At 73.1% G+C, this 18527-nt stretch carries 15 protein-coding genes; 10 read left to right on the plus strand and 5 right to left on the minus strand.

Going from position 1 to position 18527, the window contains the following annotated elements; translation table 11 throughout:
- Nucleotides 1–73: 73 nt before the first annotated feature.
- Nucleotides 74–475 carry a rhodanese-like domain-containing protein gene (locus tag KBX46_RS30500; RefSeq protein WP_088949799.1) on the minus strand — a complete coding sequence of 134 codons (402 nt, stop codon included), beginning with the start codon at nt 473–475 and terminating at the stop codon, nt 74–76.
- A gap of 391 nt (nt 476–866) precedes the next feature.
- Between KBX46_RS30500 and KBX46_RS30505 the strand changes: the two genes are divergently transcribed.
- From KBX46_RS30505 to KBX46_RS30525, 5 genes are all read left to right on the plus strand, one after another.
- Nucleotides 867–1541 carry a uridine kinase gene (locus KBX46_RS30505; RefSeq protein WP_374225041.1) on the plus strand — a complete coding sequence of 225 codons (675 nt, stop codon included), beginning with the start codon at nt 867–869 and terminating at the stop codon, nt 1539–1541.
- Between the two features lie 131 nt (nt 1542–1672).
- Nucleotides 1673–2818 carry a M48 family metallopeptidase gene (locus KBX46_RS30510; RefSeq protein ID WP_210795424.1) on the plus strand — a complete coding sequence of 382 codons (1146 nt, stop codon included), beginning with the start codon at nt 1673–1675 and terminating at the stop codon, nt 2816–2818.
- Between the two features lie 36 nt (nt 2819–2854).
- Nucleotides 2855–4198, plus strand: a complete 1344-nt coding sequence (locus KBX46_RS30515) for a dipeptidase (RefSeq protein ID WP_210795480.1) — start codon at nt 2855–2857, stop codon at nt 4196–4198.
- Nucleotides 4199–4275: 77 nt separating this feature from the next.
- The gene (locus KBX46_RS30520) at nt 4276–4482 is read left to right on the plus strand and encodes a hypothetical protein (RefSeq protein WP_030333429.1); all 207 of its coding nucleotides are present in this window, start codon (nt 4276–4278) and stop codon (nt 4480–4482) included.
- 84 nt (nt 4483–4566) lie between these two features.
- Nucleotides 4567–6159 carry an ATP-dependent DNA ligase gene (locus tag KBX46_RS30525; RefSeq protein WP_247668454.1) on the plus strand — a complete coding sequence of 531 codons (1593 nt, stop codon included), beginning with the start codon at nt 4567–4569 and terminating at the stop codon, nt 6157–6159.
- A 19-nt stretch (nt 6160–6178) separates the two neighbouring features.
- Here KBX46_RS30525 and KBX46_RS30530 read toward each other — a convergent pair whose 3' ends face one another.
- Nucleotides 6179–6874, minus strand: coding sequence for a hypothetical protein (locus tag KBX46_RS30530; RefSeq protein WP_210795427.1), 696 nt, complete (start codon nt 6872–6874; stop codon nt 6179–6181).
- 125 nt (nt 6875–6999) lie between these two features.
- Complete coding sequence (locus tag KBX46_RS30535) at nt 7000–7821, minus strand: SURF1 family protein (protein WP_088951969.1); 822 nt, start codon at nt 7819–7821, stop codon at nt 7000–7002.
- A 183-nt stretch (nt 7822–8004) separates the two neighbouring features.
- Here KBX46_RS30535 and KBX46_RS30540 point away from each other — a divergent pair, with 183 nt between their 5' ends.
- Complete coding sequence (locus KBX46_RS30540) at nt 8005–9405, plus strand: cobyrinate a,c-diamide synthase (protein WP_099848025.1); 1401 nt, start codon at nt 8005–8007, stop codon at nt 9403–9405.
- Nucleotides 9402–9971 carry a GNAT family N-acetyltransferase gene (locus tag KBX46_RS30545; protein WP_088949795.1) on the plus strand — a complete coding sequence of 190 codons (570 nt, stop codon included), beginning with the start codon at nt 9402–9404 and terminating at the stop codon, nt 9969–9971. The genes KBX46_RS30540 and KBX46_RS30545 overlap by 4 nt, the downstream gene beginning before the upstream one ends.
- 12 nt (nt 9972–9983) lie before the next feature.
- Here KBX46_RS30545 and KBX46_RS30550 read toward each other — a convergent pair whose 3' ends face one another.
- Nucleotides 9984–12113 (minus strand): transglycosylase domain-containing protein, encoded by a 2130-nt coding sequence (locus tag KBX46_RS30550; RefSeq protein WP_210795429.1) that lies wholly within the window; start codon nt 12111–12113, stop codon nt 9984–9986.
- A 121-nt stretch (nt 12114–12234) separates the two neighbouring features.
- On the opposite strand from KBX46_RS30550, the gene cobC reads away from it, so the two are divergent.
- The 3 genes from cobC to cobA are packed head-to-tail and all read left to right on the plus strand — an operon-like array spanning nt 12235 to nt 15738.
- A complete protein-coding gene (gene cobC, locus KBX46_RS30555) occupies nt 12235–13320 on the plus strand; it encodes an Rv2231c family pyridoxal phosphate-dependent protein CobC (protein WP_210795431.1) in 1086 nt (361 codons plus the stop codon).
- Nucleotides 13320–14468 carry a nicotinate-nucleotide--dimethylbenzimidazole phosphoribosyltransferase gene (locus KBX46_RS30560; protein ID WP_210795482.1) on the plus strand — a complete coding sequence of 383 codons (1149 nt, stop codon included), beginning with the start codon at nt 13320–13322 and terminating at the stop codon, nt 14466–14468. Before cobC ends, KBX46_RS30560 begins: the two co-directional genes overlap by 1 nt.
- A 40-nt stretch (nt 14469–14508) precedes the next feature.
- Nucleotides 14509–15738, plus strand: coding sequence for a uroporphyrinogen-III C-methyltransferase (gene cobA, locus KBX46_RS30565; protein WP_210795433.1), 1230 nt, complete (start codon nt 14509–14511; stop codon nt 15736–15738).
- 198 nt (nt 15739–15936) lie between these two features.
- Here cobA and otsB read toward each other — a convergent pair whose 3' ends face one another.
- A complete protein-coding gene (gene otsB / locus KBX46_RS30570) occupies nt 15937–18516 on the minus strand; it encodes a trehalose-phosphatase (RefSeq protein ID WP_088949791.1) in 2580 nt (859 codons plus the stop codon).
- Nucleotides 18517–18527 lie beyond the last annotated feature (11 nt).

Here is an 18527-nt window from a genome sequence, read left to right on the forward strand (position 1 = left end):
GGGCGGGGCCTGTGCGGCTGGTACGCAGTGCGCGGTGGCGCCCGGTGGTGCACCTGGGCGGGGTGATGGAGGACTAAGGGCGGATGTCGGCGGGGCGGTCGGTTGTCGGGAGGCCGGCGGCGAGCCAGGCGTCGACGCCGCCGATCATGTCGGTGGCCCGACGCAGCCCGAGGGTCTGCAAACTGGCGGCGGCCAGGCTGGAGCTGTAGCCCTGTCGGCACACCAGCACGATCTCCCGGTCGTACCCGGTGGCCTCCGGGATCCGCCAGGCGCTGGCCGGATCGAGCCGCCATTCCAGCACGGTACGGTCGATGACGACCGCGCCCGGCAGGTCGCCCTGTTCGCGGCGTTGCAGATCGGTGCGGGTGTCGACCAGCAGCGCACCGCCGCGGACCGCCTCGACGGTCTGCTGCGGAGTCAGTCGGTGCAGCCCGGCACGGGCCTGTTCGAGCAGGGCGTCGATACCGGGGCTCATCACATCTCGGAGCACCACCCGATGATGCCGATTCGGTGGCACCCCGGGGCGGCGAACGGGCCGCCCGTCACCCGTGGCCGCCCCAATTCCCCCGGACGTGACGACGGCCGGCCAGGGGCGGTCAGTCGGACGTGTCAGCCGGCCCGGTCAGGCCGCTGATACGGCGTGATCCACCCGGGTTTGCGGAAATCGTGGTGTCCGGTCGACCGGGATACCGCTATTTCAATGAATCGGAGTCGATCACCCGGGCGGGCGGCGCCGGCGGCATACTTTCGGTCATGCACCACGCGAGGCTGGGCTGACCCCCGAGGCCGGACGGCCGGCACGACACTGCGAGGCCGCGCGGAGTCCCGAGGCCACCCGGCCGGCATCGCAGCGGAGGGCCGTGGACATCACCGGAACGGCCGATGACGTCGGGGGACCGGCCGGTCGTCGGACTGGTAGGTCGTCAGTGGCAGTGGTCGAGGCGTACGCCGAACTGGCCCGTCGGGTGCTCGCGGGCCCGGCGCGGTTGGGGCGGACCCGGCTGGTCGCGGTCGACGGGCCGAGTGGCGCGGGCAAGAGCCGGTTCGCCGCGCGCCTCGCGGATGCCCTGGCGGCGCTGCCCGGCGGCCGGCCGCCCGTCGTGCACACCGACGACCTGCTCGACGGTTGGGACGACCAGGTCACCTTCTGGCCCCGACTCGACGAGGGGGTGCTCGGTCCGCTGCGGGAGGGGAGGCCCGGCGCCTACCGGCGCTACAGCTGGGTGCGGCAGAGCTTCCTGCCGCGGCCGGTTCCTGTTCCGGTCGCGCCGGTGCTGGTGTTGGAGGGGGTCACCGCGGCCCGTGCGGTCGTCCGGCCGGAGCTGACCCTGGCCGTGTTCGTCACCGCGCCTGCCACGTTGCGGTTGGAGCGCGCGGTCGCCCGGGACGGGCCGGAGATCCTGCCCGAGCTGCGTCGCTGGCACGCCGGTGAGCAGGCGCACTTCGCGGCCGACGACACGGCCGACCACGCGGACCTGCTGGTGGATGGCGCGCCGACGCTGCCGCACGACTCGGACCGGTACTACCTTCGCATCGGTTGAGCGGGGGCATGGACGTCCGCCAGCGGCTACGGCACGATGCGAGAGGGCCGCCACCGGCAGGGCACTGGGCGGGACGGCGGCCAACGGCACGACGCGAAAGCACCCAGGGCGCGGCGATCGGGGGACTCATCATGTCGGCAACGGACGCGCCCGCGCGGCGCCGGATCACCCTCACCGGTATCAGTTCGCGGGCCTGGGAGCATCCGGCCGACCGGGGTGCTCTGGTCGCCCTGCGGGAGCTGCGCGGGTTCGACGACGTGGTGCGGTCGTTCTTCGGCATGTGGAACGAGCGTGGTTTCCGGCTGTCCGTGCTCGCCTCGGGCATCCGGGTCGACCACCGGCAGTACCCGGCGGTGTGGCAGCGCTACGCCGAGGCCGCGGCGGCGCTCGACGTGGCGGAACTGCCCGAGCTGTACGTGACCCAGTCGCCCTGGTTGGGCGCCGAGGCCGTGGGCCTGGAACGGCCGTTCATCGTGCTCAACTCCGCCTGCGTGCAGCACCTCGACGAGGACGAGCTGCGCTGCCTGCTCGGCCACGAGCTGGGGCACGTGGGCAGTGGGCACGCGGTCTACAAGACGATGCTCATGATCCTCACCCGGTGGGCGGCCAACCTGAGCTGGTTGCCGGTGGGAGCGATCGCGCTGCGGGCGATCATCGCGGCGATGCTGGAGTGGTGGCGCAAGGCCGAGTTGTCCGCCGACCGGGCCGGTCTGCTCGCCGGGCAGGACCCGGCGGCCGCGCTGCGTCTGCTCATGAAGCTCGCGGGCGGCGGTGACCTGTCCCAGATCGACACCGCCGCGTTCCTGGAGCAGGCCGCCGAGTACGCCGGCGGCGGCGACCTTCGTGACAGCCTGCACAAGATCAGGATGACGGCGTGGAGCACCCATCCGGCCCCGGTGGCCCGGGCGGCGCAGCTCCGCCAGTGGATCGACTCCGGGGCGTACGGGCGGGTGCTGGCCGGTGACTACCCGCGTCGCGACGACGACAGCTCGACCAGCGTGTCGGAGGAGATCAAGGCCGCTGCCGAGTCGTACCGGGAGGAGTTCAGCCGGTCCACCGACCCGTTGGTCGGGTTGCTGCGCCGGCTCGGCGACGGCGCCAGCGACGTCGGCGAGTGGGTCGGCGGCACCGCCGGTCGGGCCCGCTCCTGGATGGACGCCGCCACCGAGGCAGCCGGCCGCGCGCAGCGCGCCGGCCGGGCCGCACCCGGTGCGCGGGCGGGCACCGGGCCGGCGGGCGGCGGTGACGGTACGGGCTCGGCCAGCACGTCGGGGTAAGGCCGGCATACGATGCCGGTCATGACCTCACCGATCATGTCCGAGTCCGAGGTGCGGGCCGCCGTCGAGCGGGAGATGCCCGGCGTACGCGCCGACCTGGAACGTCTCGTCCGCATCCCCGGCATCGCCTTCGAGGGCTTCGACCACTCACACGTGGAACGTTCCGCCGAGGCGGTCGCCGAACTGCTGCGCGGCTGCGGCCTGGACGTCGACATCGTGCGTTCCGGCGGTCAGCCCGCGGTGATCGGCCGTCGGGCGGCCCCGCCCGGTGCGCCCACCGTGCTGCTCTACGCCCACCACGACGTGCAGCCGGTCGGCGACCGGTCGCTGTGGGAGTCCGACCCGTTCGAGCCGGTGGAGCGCGACGGCCGCCTCTACGCCCGGGGCGCGGCCGACGACAAGGCCGGCATCATGGCGCACGTCGCGGCGCTGCGGGCGTACGGGGACGCGCTGCCGGTCGGTGTGGTGCTCTTCATCGAGGGCGAGGAGGAGTACGGCTCCGACTCGCTGGAGCAGCTGCTGATCGAGCATCGCGACGAGATCACCTCGGACGTCATCGTGATCGCTGACTCCGGCAACTGGGACATCGGCGTACCGGCGTTGACCACCTCGCTGCGCGGCGTCGTCAACTGTTTCGTCGAGGTGCGCACGCTGGACCACGCGGTGCACAGCGGCATGTTCGGCGGTGCCGTGCCGGACGCGCTCACCGCGCTGGTCCGCCTGCTGTCGACACTGCACGACGACGCCGGTGACGTGGCGGTGGAAGGGCTGGTCGGCCGGGAGGGCGCCACCGTCGACTACCCCGAGGGCCGGATCCGGGACGAGGCCGGGCTGGCCGACGGCGTCCAGTTCATCGGCACCGGCCGGATCACCGACCGGCTCTGGACCAAGCCCGCGGTGGCGGTGCTCGGCATCGACGCGCCGTCCACCAGTGAGGCGCCGAACGCCCTGGTCCCGGCCGCGAAGGCGAAGCTCAACGTCCGTCTCGCTCCCGGTGATGACCCCAAGCGGGCGTACGCGGCGATTCGCGCGCACCTGGAGAAGCACGCTCCGTGGGGTGCCCAGGTGACCGTCAGCCTGGAGCACGACGGCAACCCGTGCGTGATCGACGCGTCCGGGCCGATGTTCGACGCCGCCCGGTCGGCCTTCCGGGCTGCCTGGGACGGCACCGACCCGGTGGACGTCGGCATCGGCGGTTCGATCCCGTTCATCGCCACCTTCCAGGAGATGTTCCCGGATGCGGCGATCCTGGTGACCGGCGTGGAGGACCCGCACGCCCGTGCGCACGGCCCGAACGAGAGTCTGCACCTGGGTGAGTTCGCCAAGGTCTGCCTCGCCGAGGCGTTGCTGCTCGGCAATGTCGCCGCTGCGCGTAGTTAGGTCACGGAACGGCGATTTCGGGCCTGATCTGCGAGTTTACGGCGTGTCGGACGGTCAGCTGTTATAGCCTTTCGTACATGAGTACGAACGAGGTGATGGCCCGGTTGGGGGCCGCTGTCAGCGCGCTGGGGGACGTCGACGTCTCCGCGTGGTCCGAGGACACGCTCAACGAACAGCTCGGTGAGCTCTCCGCCGCACTGGTCGCCCTCGACTCGGTGCTCTCCCGTGTCGCTGGCGAGGTCCGTGCCCGGGGGTTGCGCATCGAAGAGCCCGTCTCCGCCTGATCGTCGTCCGCGTTGGTGGGCGGCAACCTGCCGACACCGCCCGGGCACGGCAATGCCCGGGCGGTGTCGGAGGTGACTGGCAGGATGAGCTGCGTGCGGTTCCTCCACCTGGCAGCCACCTCCGCTGCCGTCAGCGCCACCAGCGGCCGGCGGGCCAAGGTGGAGCTGCTCGCTGACGCGTTGCGCCGGCTCGACCCGGGCGAGGTCGAGCCCGGTGCCGGCTATCTGGCCGGTGAGCTGCGCCAACGACAGACCGGGGTGGGCTACGCGAGCCTGCGTGACCTGCCGCCCCCGGCCGCCGAGCCGACGTTGACGGTGGCGTCCGTGGACGCGGCCATCGAGCAGATCGCCGCCGTGGCGGGCACGGGTTCGCAGGCCCGACGGCGGGCGCTGCTCGGTGCCCTCTACGCGGCGGCGACCGCCGAGGAGCAGCGTCTGCTCACCGGCCTGTTCAGCGGCGAGCTGCGCCAGGGCGCCCAGGCGGGGTTGCTCGCCGACGCGGTCGCCCGGGCCGCCGAGGTGCCGGTGGCGACGGTCCGACGGGCCCTGCTGCTCGCCGGTGACCTGCGTGCCGTGGCGGTGGCCGCGCTGTCCGGCGGGGCCGCCGAGTTGGCCGGGTTCGGCCTTCAGGTCGGCCGACCGCTGGCGCCGATGCTGGCGCAGAGCGCCCCCTCGGTCGACGAGGCACTCGCCGCGACCGGCACGCCGGCGGTGGTCGACGTGAAGCTCGACGGCATCCGCATCCAGGTGCACCGCTCGGGCGCCGACATCGCCGTCTTCACCCGCAGCCTCGACGAGATCACCGCCCGGGTTCCCGAGGTGGTCGCCGCGGTCCGGGCCCTGCCGGGCCGCGAGTTGGTGCTCGACGGCGAGGCGATCGGCTTGGACGAGACGGGCCGTCCGCTGCCGTTCCAGCAGACCTCCAGTCGGGCCGCCCGACGCACCACCCCCAGCACCACCGGCCGCACTCCGGTCGCCCCGGCGGTGCTCGCGGCAGCCGCCAGCACCGGCGCGACAGTGCTCACTCCGTACTTCTTCGATCTGCTGCACCTCGACGGCGAGGACCTGATCGACCTGCCCGGCCGGGAGCGGTGGGCCGCCCTCGCAGGCGCGGTCGACTCGTCGCTGCTGGTCGGTCGGATGGAGGTCGACGGGCCCGAGCAGGCCGCCGCCGCGTTCGCTGCGGCGCTGGACGCCGGGCAGGAGGGCGTGGTGGTCAAGGCACCGGACGCCCCCTACGACGCCGGCCGGCGCGGTGCCGCCTGGGTCAAGGTCAAGCCCCGGCACACCCTCGACCTGGTGGTGCTCGCCGTCGAGTGGGGCAGTGGCCGGCGCAAGGGTTGGTTGTCCAACCTGCACCTGGGCGCGCGCGATCCGCACACCGGCGACTTCGTCATGCTCGGCAAGACGTTCAAAGGGCTCACCGACGAGCTGCTGCGGTGGCAGACCGAGCGGTTCCTCGACCTCGCGGTCGAGCGCGGCGACTGGGTGGTCCGGGTCCGGCCCGAGCAGGTGGTGGAGATCGCCTTCGACGGGGTGCAGACCAGCTCCCGCTATCCCGGGGGGATGGCGCTGCGGTTCGCCCGGGTGGTGCGGTATCGCGATGACAAGTCCGCCGCCGAGGCGGACACCATCGACGCCGTCCGCGCGATCCACGCCGGCCGTCCCGCCGGTTGACCGGCCGCACCGGCCCGGGTCACCTGCTGGACAGCGACCTCGCGTAGTTCACCTGGTTGTTGATGTGCGCCACCTGAGCCTGATCGGCGACCGGGATCCGCGCCACGTACTGCTGCGCGCCGTTGGTCACCGTCACCTGCACCGTGCCGTGGTGCCGGGTCTCCTTGACCAGCAGGAAGAGCAAACTCAAGACGAACAGGCAGAAGAAGCCGACGATGGCGCAGACCAGTGCCCAGGTGGCCACCTTCTCCTCGCGCTGCCAGTAGTCGGCCACGTGCCAGGTCGCCCCGGCCAGCGGCAGCACCCCGGCCGGCGTACGGATGACGGGTGGGCTCACCGCGATCTCGGCGATCTGCACCGCGACCACCTCTGGCCCGCTCGCGTAGCCGGCCAGGGCCGGGGGCACCGCCATCGGGGTCGGCGGGTACGGCCCGACCGCCGGCCACGCCCCGGCCGGCTGGGCCGGCGTCCATCCCTCGGCCGGCTGGGCCGGTCCCCATGCCCCGGCCGGCTGGGCCGGCGGCCCGGAGAAGGGCGCGGGCGGTGCGGAGAACTGGGCCGGAGGCCCGGAGAACTGCGCTGGTGCCGGTGCGGCCGGGAACGGTGTCGTCGGCAGTGGCGCGGTCGGTGGTTCGGCGGCCCACGGGTCGATCGGCGGGTGCGCCCGGGTCTCCGGAACGGGCTCGGGCAGCGGTGCCGTGGGATCCACGCTCATCGGGACCCCCAACGTGAGGTGAACACCCGGCGGAGACTACCGGCTGCCGTGGTGTCACCGGTGCCCCCGAGTGTCCGGGTGAGTCACCGGAACGGAACAGAACGGAACGGACCGGGTCGGGTCGGTCAGGCGGACGCGCTCGGTGTGGGCTCGGCCGCGCGGTCCAGCGGGGCCGGGGTGGTGCCGAGGCCGGCGGCGCGGCGTGCCTCGCGGCGGGCCACCCAGCCGTAGCCGAACAGGGCCATCACCGCGAAGAGCCACCACTGCACGACGTAGCCGAAGTTCTGCCAGTTGTTGGCGTGCCCGACCGGCACCGCCTTGAACACCGGGTCGGCCGCCGGGGTCTGCTCGTCCAGCAGCAGATAGGCGCCGTAGACCGGGTAGGGCAGTTCGCCGGCCAGGCGTGACACCCCGATCCGTCGGATCTCCAGCCGCCCGTCGCGCCGCGCCACCGCGCCGGCGCCGCTCTCGGTCTCATGCACACGACCGACAACTGTCACGTCGCCAGTCGGCACGGCCGGCACCTGCGGCTGGGCGGTCGCCCCACCCGGCGCCGGCGGGATCCAGCCCCGGTCCACCAGCAGCGCCGTGCCGTCCGCGAGAACCAGCGGGGTGAGGACCTCGAACCCGACCCGGCTGTCCACCGTCCGACCACGGACCAGCACGGTGTTCGTCGGGTCGTACCGGCCGGTGACTGTCACCCGCGTCCAGACCTTGTCCTCGGCGGGGGCCGGGCCTGTCGTGCCCGCGCCGCCGGTGGGAGCGCGCAGCGCGTCGGCCAGTGGCGTCGGGGTCATCCGCTGGCCCGCGTCGATCCGCTCGTTGACCTCGGTACGGCCCCGGTAGCGGTCCAGCTGCCAGTTGCCGAGGAACACCATGACGGCGGCGGCAACCAGGGTCAGCGCGAGAGCGCCCAGCCAGCGTGGGCTCAGCAGGAACCGGTACACGGCACCGAGGCTACTCGTATGACCGGCGCCACTGACCTGGACCGGGCCGGAGCCGTGCCAGGAACCGGTCCGGTGGCCTCGGTTGGCGGTGCTCACGTCTCCAGCCGGACGGGTATCGTCACGCCGACGGATCGGCCCCGGTCGTCCCGTCGCGTACCCGCCACCGCTCGCGAGGAGTCGATGATGACCGTCGTGCCGCGCCTGGTGCTCAGCGCACCGTCCTCCGGGCACGGTAAGAACGCGCTGGCGATCGGGCTGCTCGCCGCGCTCGCCGAGCGGGGGGTGGACGTCGCCGGGTTCAAGCTCGGTCCGGACCACGTCGACGCCGCCTACCTGGGCCTCGCCTCCGGTCGGCCGGGTCGGGTGATCGATCCCCGGCTGGTCGGCATGGACCGGCTCGCCCCGCTGGTGGCGCACGGTGCCGCCGGTGCCGGGCTCGCCGTGGTGCAGGGCAGCATGGGCCTGTACGACGCGGTCGGTGGTCGCCCGGAGCAGGAGTCGACGGCCGCGGCGGCCGCGGCGCTGCGCAGCCCGGTGGTGCTCGTCGTCGACGTGGCCGCGATGGGGCAGTCGGTGGCGGCCCTGGTGCACGGTTTCCGCTCGTACGACGAGCAGTTGTGGCTCGGCGGGGTGATCCTCAACCGGGTGGCGTCGTCGCGGCACGAGGCGATGCTGCGCGAGGCGTTGGACGACGTGGGTGTGCCGGTCTACGGTGCGCTGCGTCGCCAGGACCTGCCGGCGGTGCTGCCGTCGCGGCGGCACGGTGTGGCACCGGTGGTCGACGGCTCCGCCGACGCCGTCCGCGCGGTCCGTCGGCTGGGCGAGGCCGTCGCTGCCACTGTCGACCTGGAACGACTGCTCGGGCTGGCCCGCTCCGCCCCAGAGTTGCCCGCCCCCGCCTGGTCTCCCGAGGAGGCCCTCGGCGCGTTCACCGCCCCGGCGGACCGCCCGCTGGTGGCGCTGGCCGGCGGGCCGGGCGGCAGCTTCAGCCACCCGGAGACCGCCGAGTTGCTGCGCGCCGCCGGCGCCGAGATCGTCACCGTCGATCCGCTGCGCGACGAGGCACTGCCGGTGGGCACCCGCGCGCTGGTCATCGGTGGCGCGCTGCCCGAGGCGTACGCCGAGCAGTTGTCGGCCAACCGGCGGCTCTGCATCGCGGTGGCCGAGCTGGCGCGGACCGGGCGGCCGGTGGTCGCCGAGGGCGCCGGGCTGCTCTGGTTGGCCCGGGAGTTGGACGGGCTGCCGATGTGCGGTGTCCTGGACGCGATCGGCGTCAGCCGGGACGGTCTGGTGGCCGGCTACCGGGAGGCGACCGCCCAGACCGACAGCGTCGTCGCCGCCCAGGGCACGGTGCTGGTCGGCCACAAGGCGCACCGTGCGGTGCTCACCCCCCGCGCTGGTCAGCGCCCGGCGTGGAGCTGGGAGGGCGGCACGCCGGAGGGGTTCGTCTGGCGCAACGTGCACGCCTCGCAGCTCACCCTGCACTGGGCCGGTCATCCGGCGACGGCGGCCCGGTTGGTCGCCGCGGCGGCCGAGCCGACGAACGAGGCGGTGCCGGCGCAGCCCGGCGGGGTGCCGGCGTGATCGGTCAGGTGGCGGTGCGCCGATTCCCGGCGTTGACCGTCTCCACCCCGCGTACGGAGGTGCGGCGACTCACCTCGGCGGACGCGGAGGCGGCCGGGGAGATCTTCGCCGACAAGTTGACCCGGCGCTGGCTGCCGTTGCCCGACGACTCCGGCCCGATCGACGGGCACGCCTGGTGCACGGAGCTGGCCCGGCAGCGCCGGGACAGCGGCGAGGGTGACCACTATGCGGTGGTCCGACGCGAGGACGACCAGGTGGTGGGCTCGCTGTGGACGCGGCGCACCGACTGGGGTGCCCGTCTCACCGAGGTCTCCTACGCGATGGCGCCACACGCGCGGGGCTTCGGCTTCGCCGCCGAGGCCGTCGACGCGGTGGCCATCGCGCTGATCCTGGAGCACGGCTTCCAACGGGTCGAGCTGCGGGTGGCACCCGGCAACCTGGCCTCGCGCCGGGTCGCCGAGAAGGCGGGGTTCAGCTACGAGGGCCTGCTGCGCAATGCCGGGCTGGTCGGCGGCGGCCGGGTGGATCTCGAACTCTGGTCGTTCGTCGCCGCCGACCTGCGCTGACCCGCCGGCTGGTCAGCCGACGATCGCGTCCGACGGCGGGGTGAACTGGCGGGTCGGTGTGCCCTTCAGGCCGTCGCGCAGCGTCTCCGACACCGCCTTGATCGGGATCTGGGACTGCCCGTCACCGACCGCGTTGAACGGGTTGTCCGGGTCGGAGATGAAGCTCGCCGCGGCCAACTCCGGTGTGTAGCCGACGAACCAGGCGGATCGTGTGCTGTCGGTGGTACCGGTCTTGCCGGCCACCGGGCGTCCGACTGTGCCCCGCACGCTGTCGGCGGTGGACCAGCCGCCGCAGCTCCCGCGCGCCGGGGTGTCGCCGGTGGGGCAGCGGGCCGCGTCGGTGGCCGCCCGAGCGGCGTCCGCGCTGACCACCTGCCGGCAGCGGGGCTTGGCCACCTCACGATGGATGCCGCCCGGGGTGGCGTACGTGGTCGGCGTGCCGTCCCGGTTCATGATCGACTGCACCGGGATCGCCTCGCAGTAGCGGCCGTCGGCGGCGATGGCGGCGTAGGCGTTCGCCATCTCCAGCGGGGTGGCGTCGGAGACGCCCAGGGTGAACGCGCCCCACTGCTTCGCCTTGTCCGGGGACGCGTGGTCCCGGTCGACGTCGGTGCGCCACCGCAGCCCGAGCTGCTCGGCCAACCGGACCGCCCGGTCCGCGCCGACCTTCTCCTCCAACCAGACGAAGTACGTGTTGACCGATTTGCCGAAACCGGACCACATGGTCTGTTGACCCGTCATCGCGCCGCTGGCGTTGGAGGGCGCCCACCCGTCATAGACGGACGACCGGTAGCGGTAGGGGGCGTTGAACGAGGTGGAGAGCGTCATCCCCGAGTCCAGCGCGGCCAGCATCGGGAACATCTTGAACGTCGATCCGGCCTGGTAGCCCGCCAGGTCACCGCCGCCGAGCAGCGGCGCCACAGTGTTCGGGTAGTTGGCCTTCACCTTCGGCCCGGCCTCGGGATTGGAACTCTGCGGGTTCTCGCTGAGATCCAGCGAGTACGTCCGGTTCACCGCCATCGCCTTGACCCGCCCGGTCCCCGGCTCGGAGACCACGATCCCGTTGGCGAACGGGCTGCCGGTGGCCTCCTTGGAACCGACGTTCTTCTCCGCCGCCTCCTGGATCTTCGGGTCGATGCTGAGCACGATCCGGTAGCCGCCCCGGCGCAGCTTGTCCATGCGTTCCAGCCGGTTCGCCCCGAACGCGGGCTGCGCGCTCCACCAGTTCTTCAGGTAGTCGCAGGCGAAGCCCCAGCTGTTGTACTTCTCCGCCACCGCGGCACAGTCGTGCGGCGGGGTCGTCAGCTTCAGCCGGATCGGCTCGGACTTGGCGGCGGCGGCCGAGTCGGGGGAGAGGTAACCGAGCTGGCTCATCCGGTCCAGCACGTAGTTACGTCGCCCGGTGGCCTCCTTCTGGTCGGAGTCGGCCGGGTCGTACTCCGACGGGGACTTGACCAGCCCGGCGAGGGTGGCGGCCTCGACCGGGGTGAGGTTCTTCGGGGTCTTGGAGAAGAAGATCTCGCTGGCCGCGTAGATGCCGTACGCCCGGTGCCCGAAGTACGCCGAGTTCAGGTAACGCTCCATGATCAGCTCCTTGCTCATCTCCTTCTCCAGGTCCAGCGCCATCCGCATCTCCTTGACCTTGCGAAGGCTGGTCTGCTGGGTGGCTTCCTGGACCTCCTTGGGCGTGGTCGCGCTGTCCCGCAGGGCCATCCGGACGTACTGCATGGTCAGCGTCGACGCACCCTGGGAGCCGCCGGAGCGGGCGTTGGACACGAAGGCGCGGGCGACGCCCTTCGGGTCGACGCCGTGGTGCTGGTAGAACCGTGAGTCCTCGGCGGCGACGATCGCCTGCTGGATGTTCGGCGACATGTCCGACAGCTTGGTGTACTGCCGGTACTCCTCGTAGAACATGGTCAGCACGGTCTTGCCGTCCGGGGCGTAGACGTACGAGGTCTCGGCGGGCAGCGCCGTGGTCAGCAGCCTGGTCTTCTGCTCCGTGGCGTGCGCGGTGGCCTTCGCGCCGAGCCCGGTGAGGGCGACCAATGGGTACGCGGCGGCGGCGATCACGATTCCGGCGATCAGTCCGGCGCGGAGTAGAGGGACGAGTCGACCTGCGGCAGTAAGGGGTCGGTTACTCACATGGCCAAGTTATGACATTTCCGATTCGTACCTGAGAAGAACTCTTAAACCGGCGGGTGGTGACGTGGCTTACGCCGAGATCGACTGTCCCACCGGCCACCTTCCCGGCAGGATCGCGGACATGTCTGATCAGCCGAGTGGGATGGTCCCGACCGCCGGGGCCGAGCCGGACCTCGCGCACCACGGCGACGCGGAGGCGACCGAAGGCCTGATCGACCTCGCCGTCAACGTCCGCCAGGCAGCGCCTCCCGCCTGGCTGGCCGGCCCGATCGCCGCGACCCTGACCGACCTGGCGCGCTATCCGGACCCGACGGCGGCCCGGGCGGCGGTCGCCGCCCGACACCGCCGTCACCCGAACGAGGTGCTGCTCACCGCAGGCGCGGCCGAGGGCTTCGTGCTGATCGCCCAGGCGCTGCGCGGGGTGCGCCGACCGGTGGTGGTGCACCCCCAGTTCACCGAGCCGGAGGCGGCGCTGCGGGCCGCCGGGCACCCGGTCGAGCGGGTGCTGCTGGACCCCGCCGACGACTTCCGGCTCGACCCGTCCCGGGTGCCCGCCGACGCCGACCTGGTGATGATCGGCAACCCGACGAACCCCACCTCGGTGCTGCACCCGGCACAGACGCTGGCCACGCTGGCCCGCCCCGGCCGGGTGCTGGTGGTCGACGAGGCGTTCGCCGACACCACCATCGCCCCCGGCCATCCCGGCGAACCGGAGTCGCTGGCCGAGCGGCGCGACCTTCCGGGGCTGCTCGTCCTGCGCAGCCTCACCAAGACCTGGGGCCTGGCCGGTCTCCGGATCGGCTACCTGCTCGGCGCTCCGGAGCTGCTGACCCGGCTGGCCGCCGTCCAGCCGCTCTGGGCCGTCTCGACACCCGCGTTGGCCGCCGCGTCCGCCTGCGCCACCGCCGTCGCGGTCCAGGCCGAACGCGCGATCGCCGCCGATCTCGCCACCGACCGCGACCACCTGGTCGCCCGCCTGGAAGACCTGCCCGGTGTACGCGTCGTCGGCCGCCCCGCCAGCGCGTTCGTCCTGCTGCACCTGCCGGGCGCGAGCGCGATCCGAGCCGCGCTGCGGAAGCGGGGCTGGGCGGTACGCCGTGGCGACACGTTTCCCGGCCTCGGCCCGGACTGGCTGCGGGTGGCGGTGCGCGACCGTAACACCACCGACGCGTTCATCGAGGTGCTGCGCGAGACCATGGAGGCATGATGCTGGAGACCACGATCGCGGCGATCCGACCGGCGGACGAAGCGGCCATGGCCGCCGCCCGCGAGCTGCACGGCCGGCTGACCAAGCCGGCGGGCTCGCTGGGCGCTCTGGAGGATCTTTCGGTACGCCTCGCCGGGCTGGCCGGGGCCTGCCCACCGCCGCTGCCCGAGCCGGCCGCCGTGGCGATCTTCGCCGGCGACCACGGGGTGCACGCCCAGGGGGTCAGCCCGTGGCCGCAGGAGGTCACCGGGCAGATGATCGGCAACTTCCTGGCCGGCGGGGCGGTGGTCAACGCGTTCGCCCGCCAGGCCGGCGCGTCGGTCACCGTTGTCGACGTCGGTGTGGCCACCCCGCTGCCCACCGGACCGATCGCCGATCCGACCGGGCTTGACGACCGGGCTGGGTCCGACCGGGCTGGGCCCGACCGGGCTGGGCCCGGGCCGGCGGTGCTCGACCCGGCGGTGCCCCGACTGGTTGTCGCGTCCGTCCGCCGGGGCACCCGCGACTTCACGGTGACCGCCGCGCTGACCCGGGACGAAGCGCTGGCGGCGGTGCAGACCGGCATCCGGATCGCCGACGAGCTGATCGACGCCGGGGCCGGCATCCTGCTCACCGGTGACATGGGCATCGGCAACACCACCCCGGCCGCCGCGCTGATCGCCGCCTTCACCGGTGCCGACCCGCTCGACGCCACCGGCCGGGGCACCGGGATCGACGACCCGACGTACGCCCACAAGGTCGCCGTGGTGCGCTCCGCGCTGGCCCGGCACTCGCCCGACCCGGCCGACCCGCTGGGTGTGCTGGCCGCCGTCGGTGGCCTGGAGCACGCCGCGTTGGCCGGGCTGATCCTGGGTGCCGCGGCCCGCCGTACGCCGGTGTTGCTGGACGGCGTGATCGCGGTCTCGGCCGCGCTGGCCGCCGCCGCGTTCGCCCCGGCGGCGGTCGGTGCCATGGTCGCCGGTCACCGTTCGGCCGAGCCGGGCGCCACTGTGGCACTGCGACACCTCGGCCTCGACCCGCTGATCGACCTGGGGCTGCGCCTCGGCGAGGGCACCGGCGCGCTGCTGGCGTTGCCCGTGGTCACCGGTGCCGTCCGGGTGCTGCACGAGGTTGCCACCTTCGACTCCGCCGGCGTGGCCGAGAAGTGACCACACGCAGCGAGCGAGTCGTCGGCCCCGGTGGTGCGGCGTGACCTCCAATCCGTACCCCCTGGGTCTGCGGCTCGACGGGCGGCGGGTGGTCGTGGTGGGCGGTGGCGCGGTCGCGACCCGGCGAGTGCCCGCGCTGCTGGACGCCGGTGCGGACGTCCTGCTGGTGGCACCGGAGCTGACCCCGGCGTTGCGCGCCCGGGTCGACGCGGGACGGTTGCACTGGGTGCCGCGCCGGTTCGTGCCCGACGATCTGGACGGCGCGTGGCTGGTCCAGGTCGCGATCGACGACCCGCTGGCGGCGGCCTCGGTGAGCGCCGTCGCCGCCGAGCGGCGGATCTTCTGCGTCCGGGCCGACGACCGCACGGCCGCCACCGCCTGGACCCCGGCGGTGACCCGGCACGGCCCGGTCACCGTCGCGGTGCTCGGCGGCGGTGACCCGCGCCGGGCGATGACGGTCCGCGACGCGATCCGTGACCTCCTGGCGGTCCGCCTGGAACCGGACGGGATCGCCGGCCGTTCCGACGCTTCCACCGGGACGACCGCCGGGCGGGTGGCGCTGGTCGGGGCAGGGCCGGGGGACCCGGAGCTGATCACCGTGAAGGGCTGGCGGTTGCTCACCGAGGCGGACGTGGTGGTCGCCGACCGCCTGGTGCCGGGGCTGCTCCTGGACGAGTTGCGCCCCGACGTCGAGCTGGTGGACGCCTCGAAGATCCCCTACGGCCCGTCCCGCGCGCAGGAGGAGATCAACCAGATCCTGGTGGACCGCGCCCTGGCCGGCGCCTTCGTGGTGCGGCTCAAGGGCGGTGACCCGTACGTCTTCGGGCGGGGTGGCGAGGAACTGCTGGCGTGCGCGGAGGCCGGCGTGCCGGTGACCGTCGTGCCGGGGGTGACCAGCTCGATCGCCGCGCCGGCCGCGGCCGGCATCCCGGTCACCCATCGTGGGGTGGCGCACGAGTTCACAGTGGTGTCCGGGCACCTGGCGCCCGACTCGCCGGCCTCGCTGGTGCGCTGGGACGCCCTCGCGGGTCTGCGCGGCACCCTGGTGATCCTGATGGGGTTGAAGAACCTCGCCGCCATCACGGCCACCCTGATCGCGCACGGCCGGTCGCCACAGACGCCGGCCGCCGTCGTCCAGGAGGCCACCACGGGTGCCCAGCGGGTGCTGCGGTCGACGCTCGACGCGGTGGCCGCCGACGCGCTCGCCGCCGACCTGCGTCCGCCCGCGGTCGTGGTGGTGGGCGACGTGGTGGGCACGCTCGACACCTGAACGCCCCGGCCCCCGGCCCCCGCCCCGCCCTCCGCCCCCACTCCGTCGATCATGGAGTTGTGGTGGGTGACAAGGCAGCCGTTATGGCTCGAAACTGGACACCATAACTGCATGATCGACCAGGGCCTGGACTGCGCGTCCCGGATTGTGCGACGGGCCGGAGTGCTAGCACTCCGGCCCGTCCCACGTGCTGTCGAACTACTGCTTGAGCATGTTGTCCAGCAGCAGCGCGCAGCGGATCAGCCCGAGGTGGCTGTACGCCTGCGGGTGGTTGCCCAGGCCGCGCTCGGCGAGCGGGTCGTACTGCTCGGGGAGCAGCCCGGTCGGGCCCGCGGTGAGCACCATCTGCGCGAACAGCTCCTCGGCGTCGGTGCGGCGACCGGTGCGCAGGTACGCCTCGATCAGCCACGCCGTGCAGATGTGGAAACCGCCCTCGCGGCCGGGCAGGCCGTCGTCCCAGTGGTAGCGGTAGACGACCGGGCCGCTGCGCAGATCCGCCTCGATGCGCAGGACGGTGGACAGGAAGCGCGGGTCGTCACCGGCAAGCAGGCCGGAGAGCCCGATCCAGAGCGACGAGGCGTCCATGTCCTCGTCGCCGTACGCGACGCTGTACGCCTCGACGTCGGCGTGCCAGCCGTGCTCCAGCACGTTGGAGCCGATCCGGTCGCGCAGGTCCTTCCACTCGGGCCGGTCCTCGCCGCCGTGCTCCCGCATCACGTGCAGGGCGCGGTCCACTGTCATCCAGCACATCACCTTGGAGAACACGTGGTGCCGTGGTGGCAGCCGGGCTTCCCAGATGCCGTGGTCGGGCTCGTGCCAGCGGCGACGAACCGCCTCGACCATGTTCTCCAGGACCCGCCACTCGTCGTCGCGGACCGAGCCGCGCGCGTCGGCGACGGCCGCGATCAGGTCGGCGATCGGGCCGAAGACGTCCAGCTGCAACTGGTGGTTGGCGAGGTTGCCGACGCGGACCGGACGGGAGCCGGCATAGCCGGGCAGCGTGTCGATGACCGCTTCGGCGCCCAGCTCGTACCCGTCGATGGTGTAGAGCGGGTGCAGGCGTTCCGGGTGGCCGCCGGTGCGCTCGATGCAGCCGTCCACCCAGCGCAGCAGTGCCTCGGCTTCCTCGATGGAACCGAGGTCGACCAGCGCGCGGGCGGTCAGCGCCGCGTCGCGCAGCCAGCAGTAGCGGTAGTCCCAGTTGCGGACGCCGCCCAGCTCTTCGGGGAGCGAGGTGGTCGCTGCGGCCAGGATCGAGCCGGTGGCCTCGTGGCAGAGCCCACGGAGGGTGAGCGCGCTGCGGGCGACCAGGTCGCGACTGGTGGACGGCAGCCGAAGTGAGGCCACCCAGTCCTTCCACGGCTGCTCGGCGGCGGCCTGCCGCTCGTGGATCGGCACCCGGTGGTGCTCAAGGCTGTGCGTGCCGAAGCGCAACTCCAGCACGACCTGCCCGCCGGCGGCGGAGAGGTCGACGATCGCCTTGGCGGTCTCGTACCCGCCGTCGTTGCCGACCTCCCACTCCACGCCGGGGGCGTAGAGCGCTACCGGCTCGTTGGAGCCGAGCACCAGCAGGCCGTCGCCGATCGGCTGCAACTGCACGGCGACCTGACCGAACTCGGGCCTCGGCGCGAACTCCACCCGGGCCTTGCCGCTGCCGGTGAGCACCCGGATCAGGGTCGAGTCGCCGGTGATGACCGCGGGGCTGTCGTCCGGAGTGGTCTCCCGGGCCGGCTTGTCCAGCCAGTCGGTGACGGTGAGCCCGGACCACCGGGTCTCCACTGTCATCGTGCCGGAGCGGTAGCGCTGGCCCAGCGGGATGCCGCCGCGTTCCGGGGCGACGCTGAAGTGACCGGCCGGGCTGCCACCCACCAGGTCGGCGAAGATCGCCGCCGAGTCCGGCTTGGGGTGGCAGAGCCAGCTCACCTTGGCTTCGGGGGTGAGTAGAGCGACGGTACGACCGTTGGCCAGCATGGAGTGGCGCTCGATCGGCACCGCCCGCTCGCCGAACAGCCAGTGTCGACGGGTCTCCAGCAGCAGCGCCAGCGCGCGGGCGGCCTCCAGCGGGTCGGCGACCCGGTAGCTGGCCTGGGTGTCCCCGGGGCCGATCTTGATGCCGAGGTCGGGACCGTGCAGGTGGGCGAACCCGTTCTCGTCGGTGATGTCGTCACCGATGAACAGCACCGCGCTGGAGGCGAGCTGGGTCCGCAGCTGGTCGAGTGCGGTGCCCTTGTGGGTGGCCACGACGGAGAGCTCGATGACCTCCTTGCCCTGGGTCACGGTGACGCCGTCGAAGGTCGCCGGGCCGTTGCGGACCGCCTCGATGGCGGCTGCGGCGACCTCCGGGTCGACCCCTCGGGTGTGCACGGCGACGCTGGCCGGCTTGCGTTCCAGCCGGATGCCCGGGTGCGCGGAGGCGATGTCACGCAGCGCGTTGCGCACCTTCTGACGCACCGCGACCAGCTCGGGGGAGAGTCGCTCGACGAAGCCGATGTCGAACTCGGAGCCGTGGCTGCCGACAAGGTGCACCTCGCTGGGCAGTCGGGACAGCGCGGCCAGGTCGCGCAGCGCCCGGCCGGAGACGACCGCCACTGTGGTCTGCGGCAGCGCGGCGAGCGCGCGGACCGCGGCGACCGACTCGGGCAGCGGGACGGCCGTGCTCGGGTCCTCCACGATCGGCGCCAGTGTGCCGTCATAGTCGCAGGCGACCAGGAGCTGGGGAACCCTGGCGATCCGGCCGATGGCGGAGCGCAGCTCGGGGTCCATCACCCCGGTGGCCATCGCCGCTCCAT

It is taken from the genome of Micromonospora sp. C81 (assembly GCF_018070425.1).
GTDB lineage: Bacteria > Actinomycetota > Actinomycetes > Mycobacteriales > Micromonosporaceae > Micromonospora > Micromonospora zamorensis.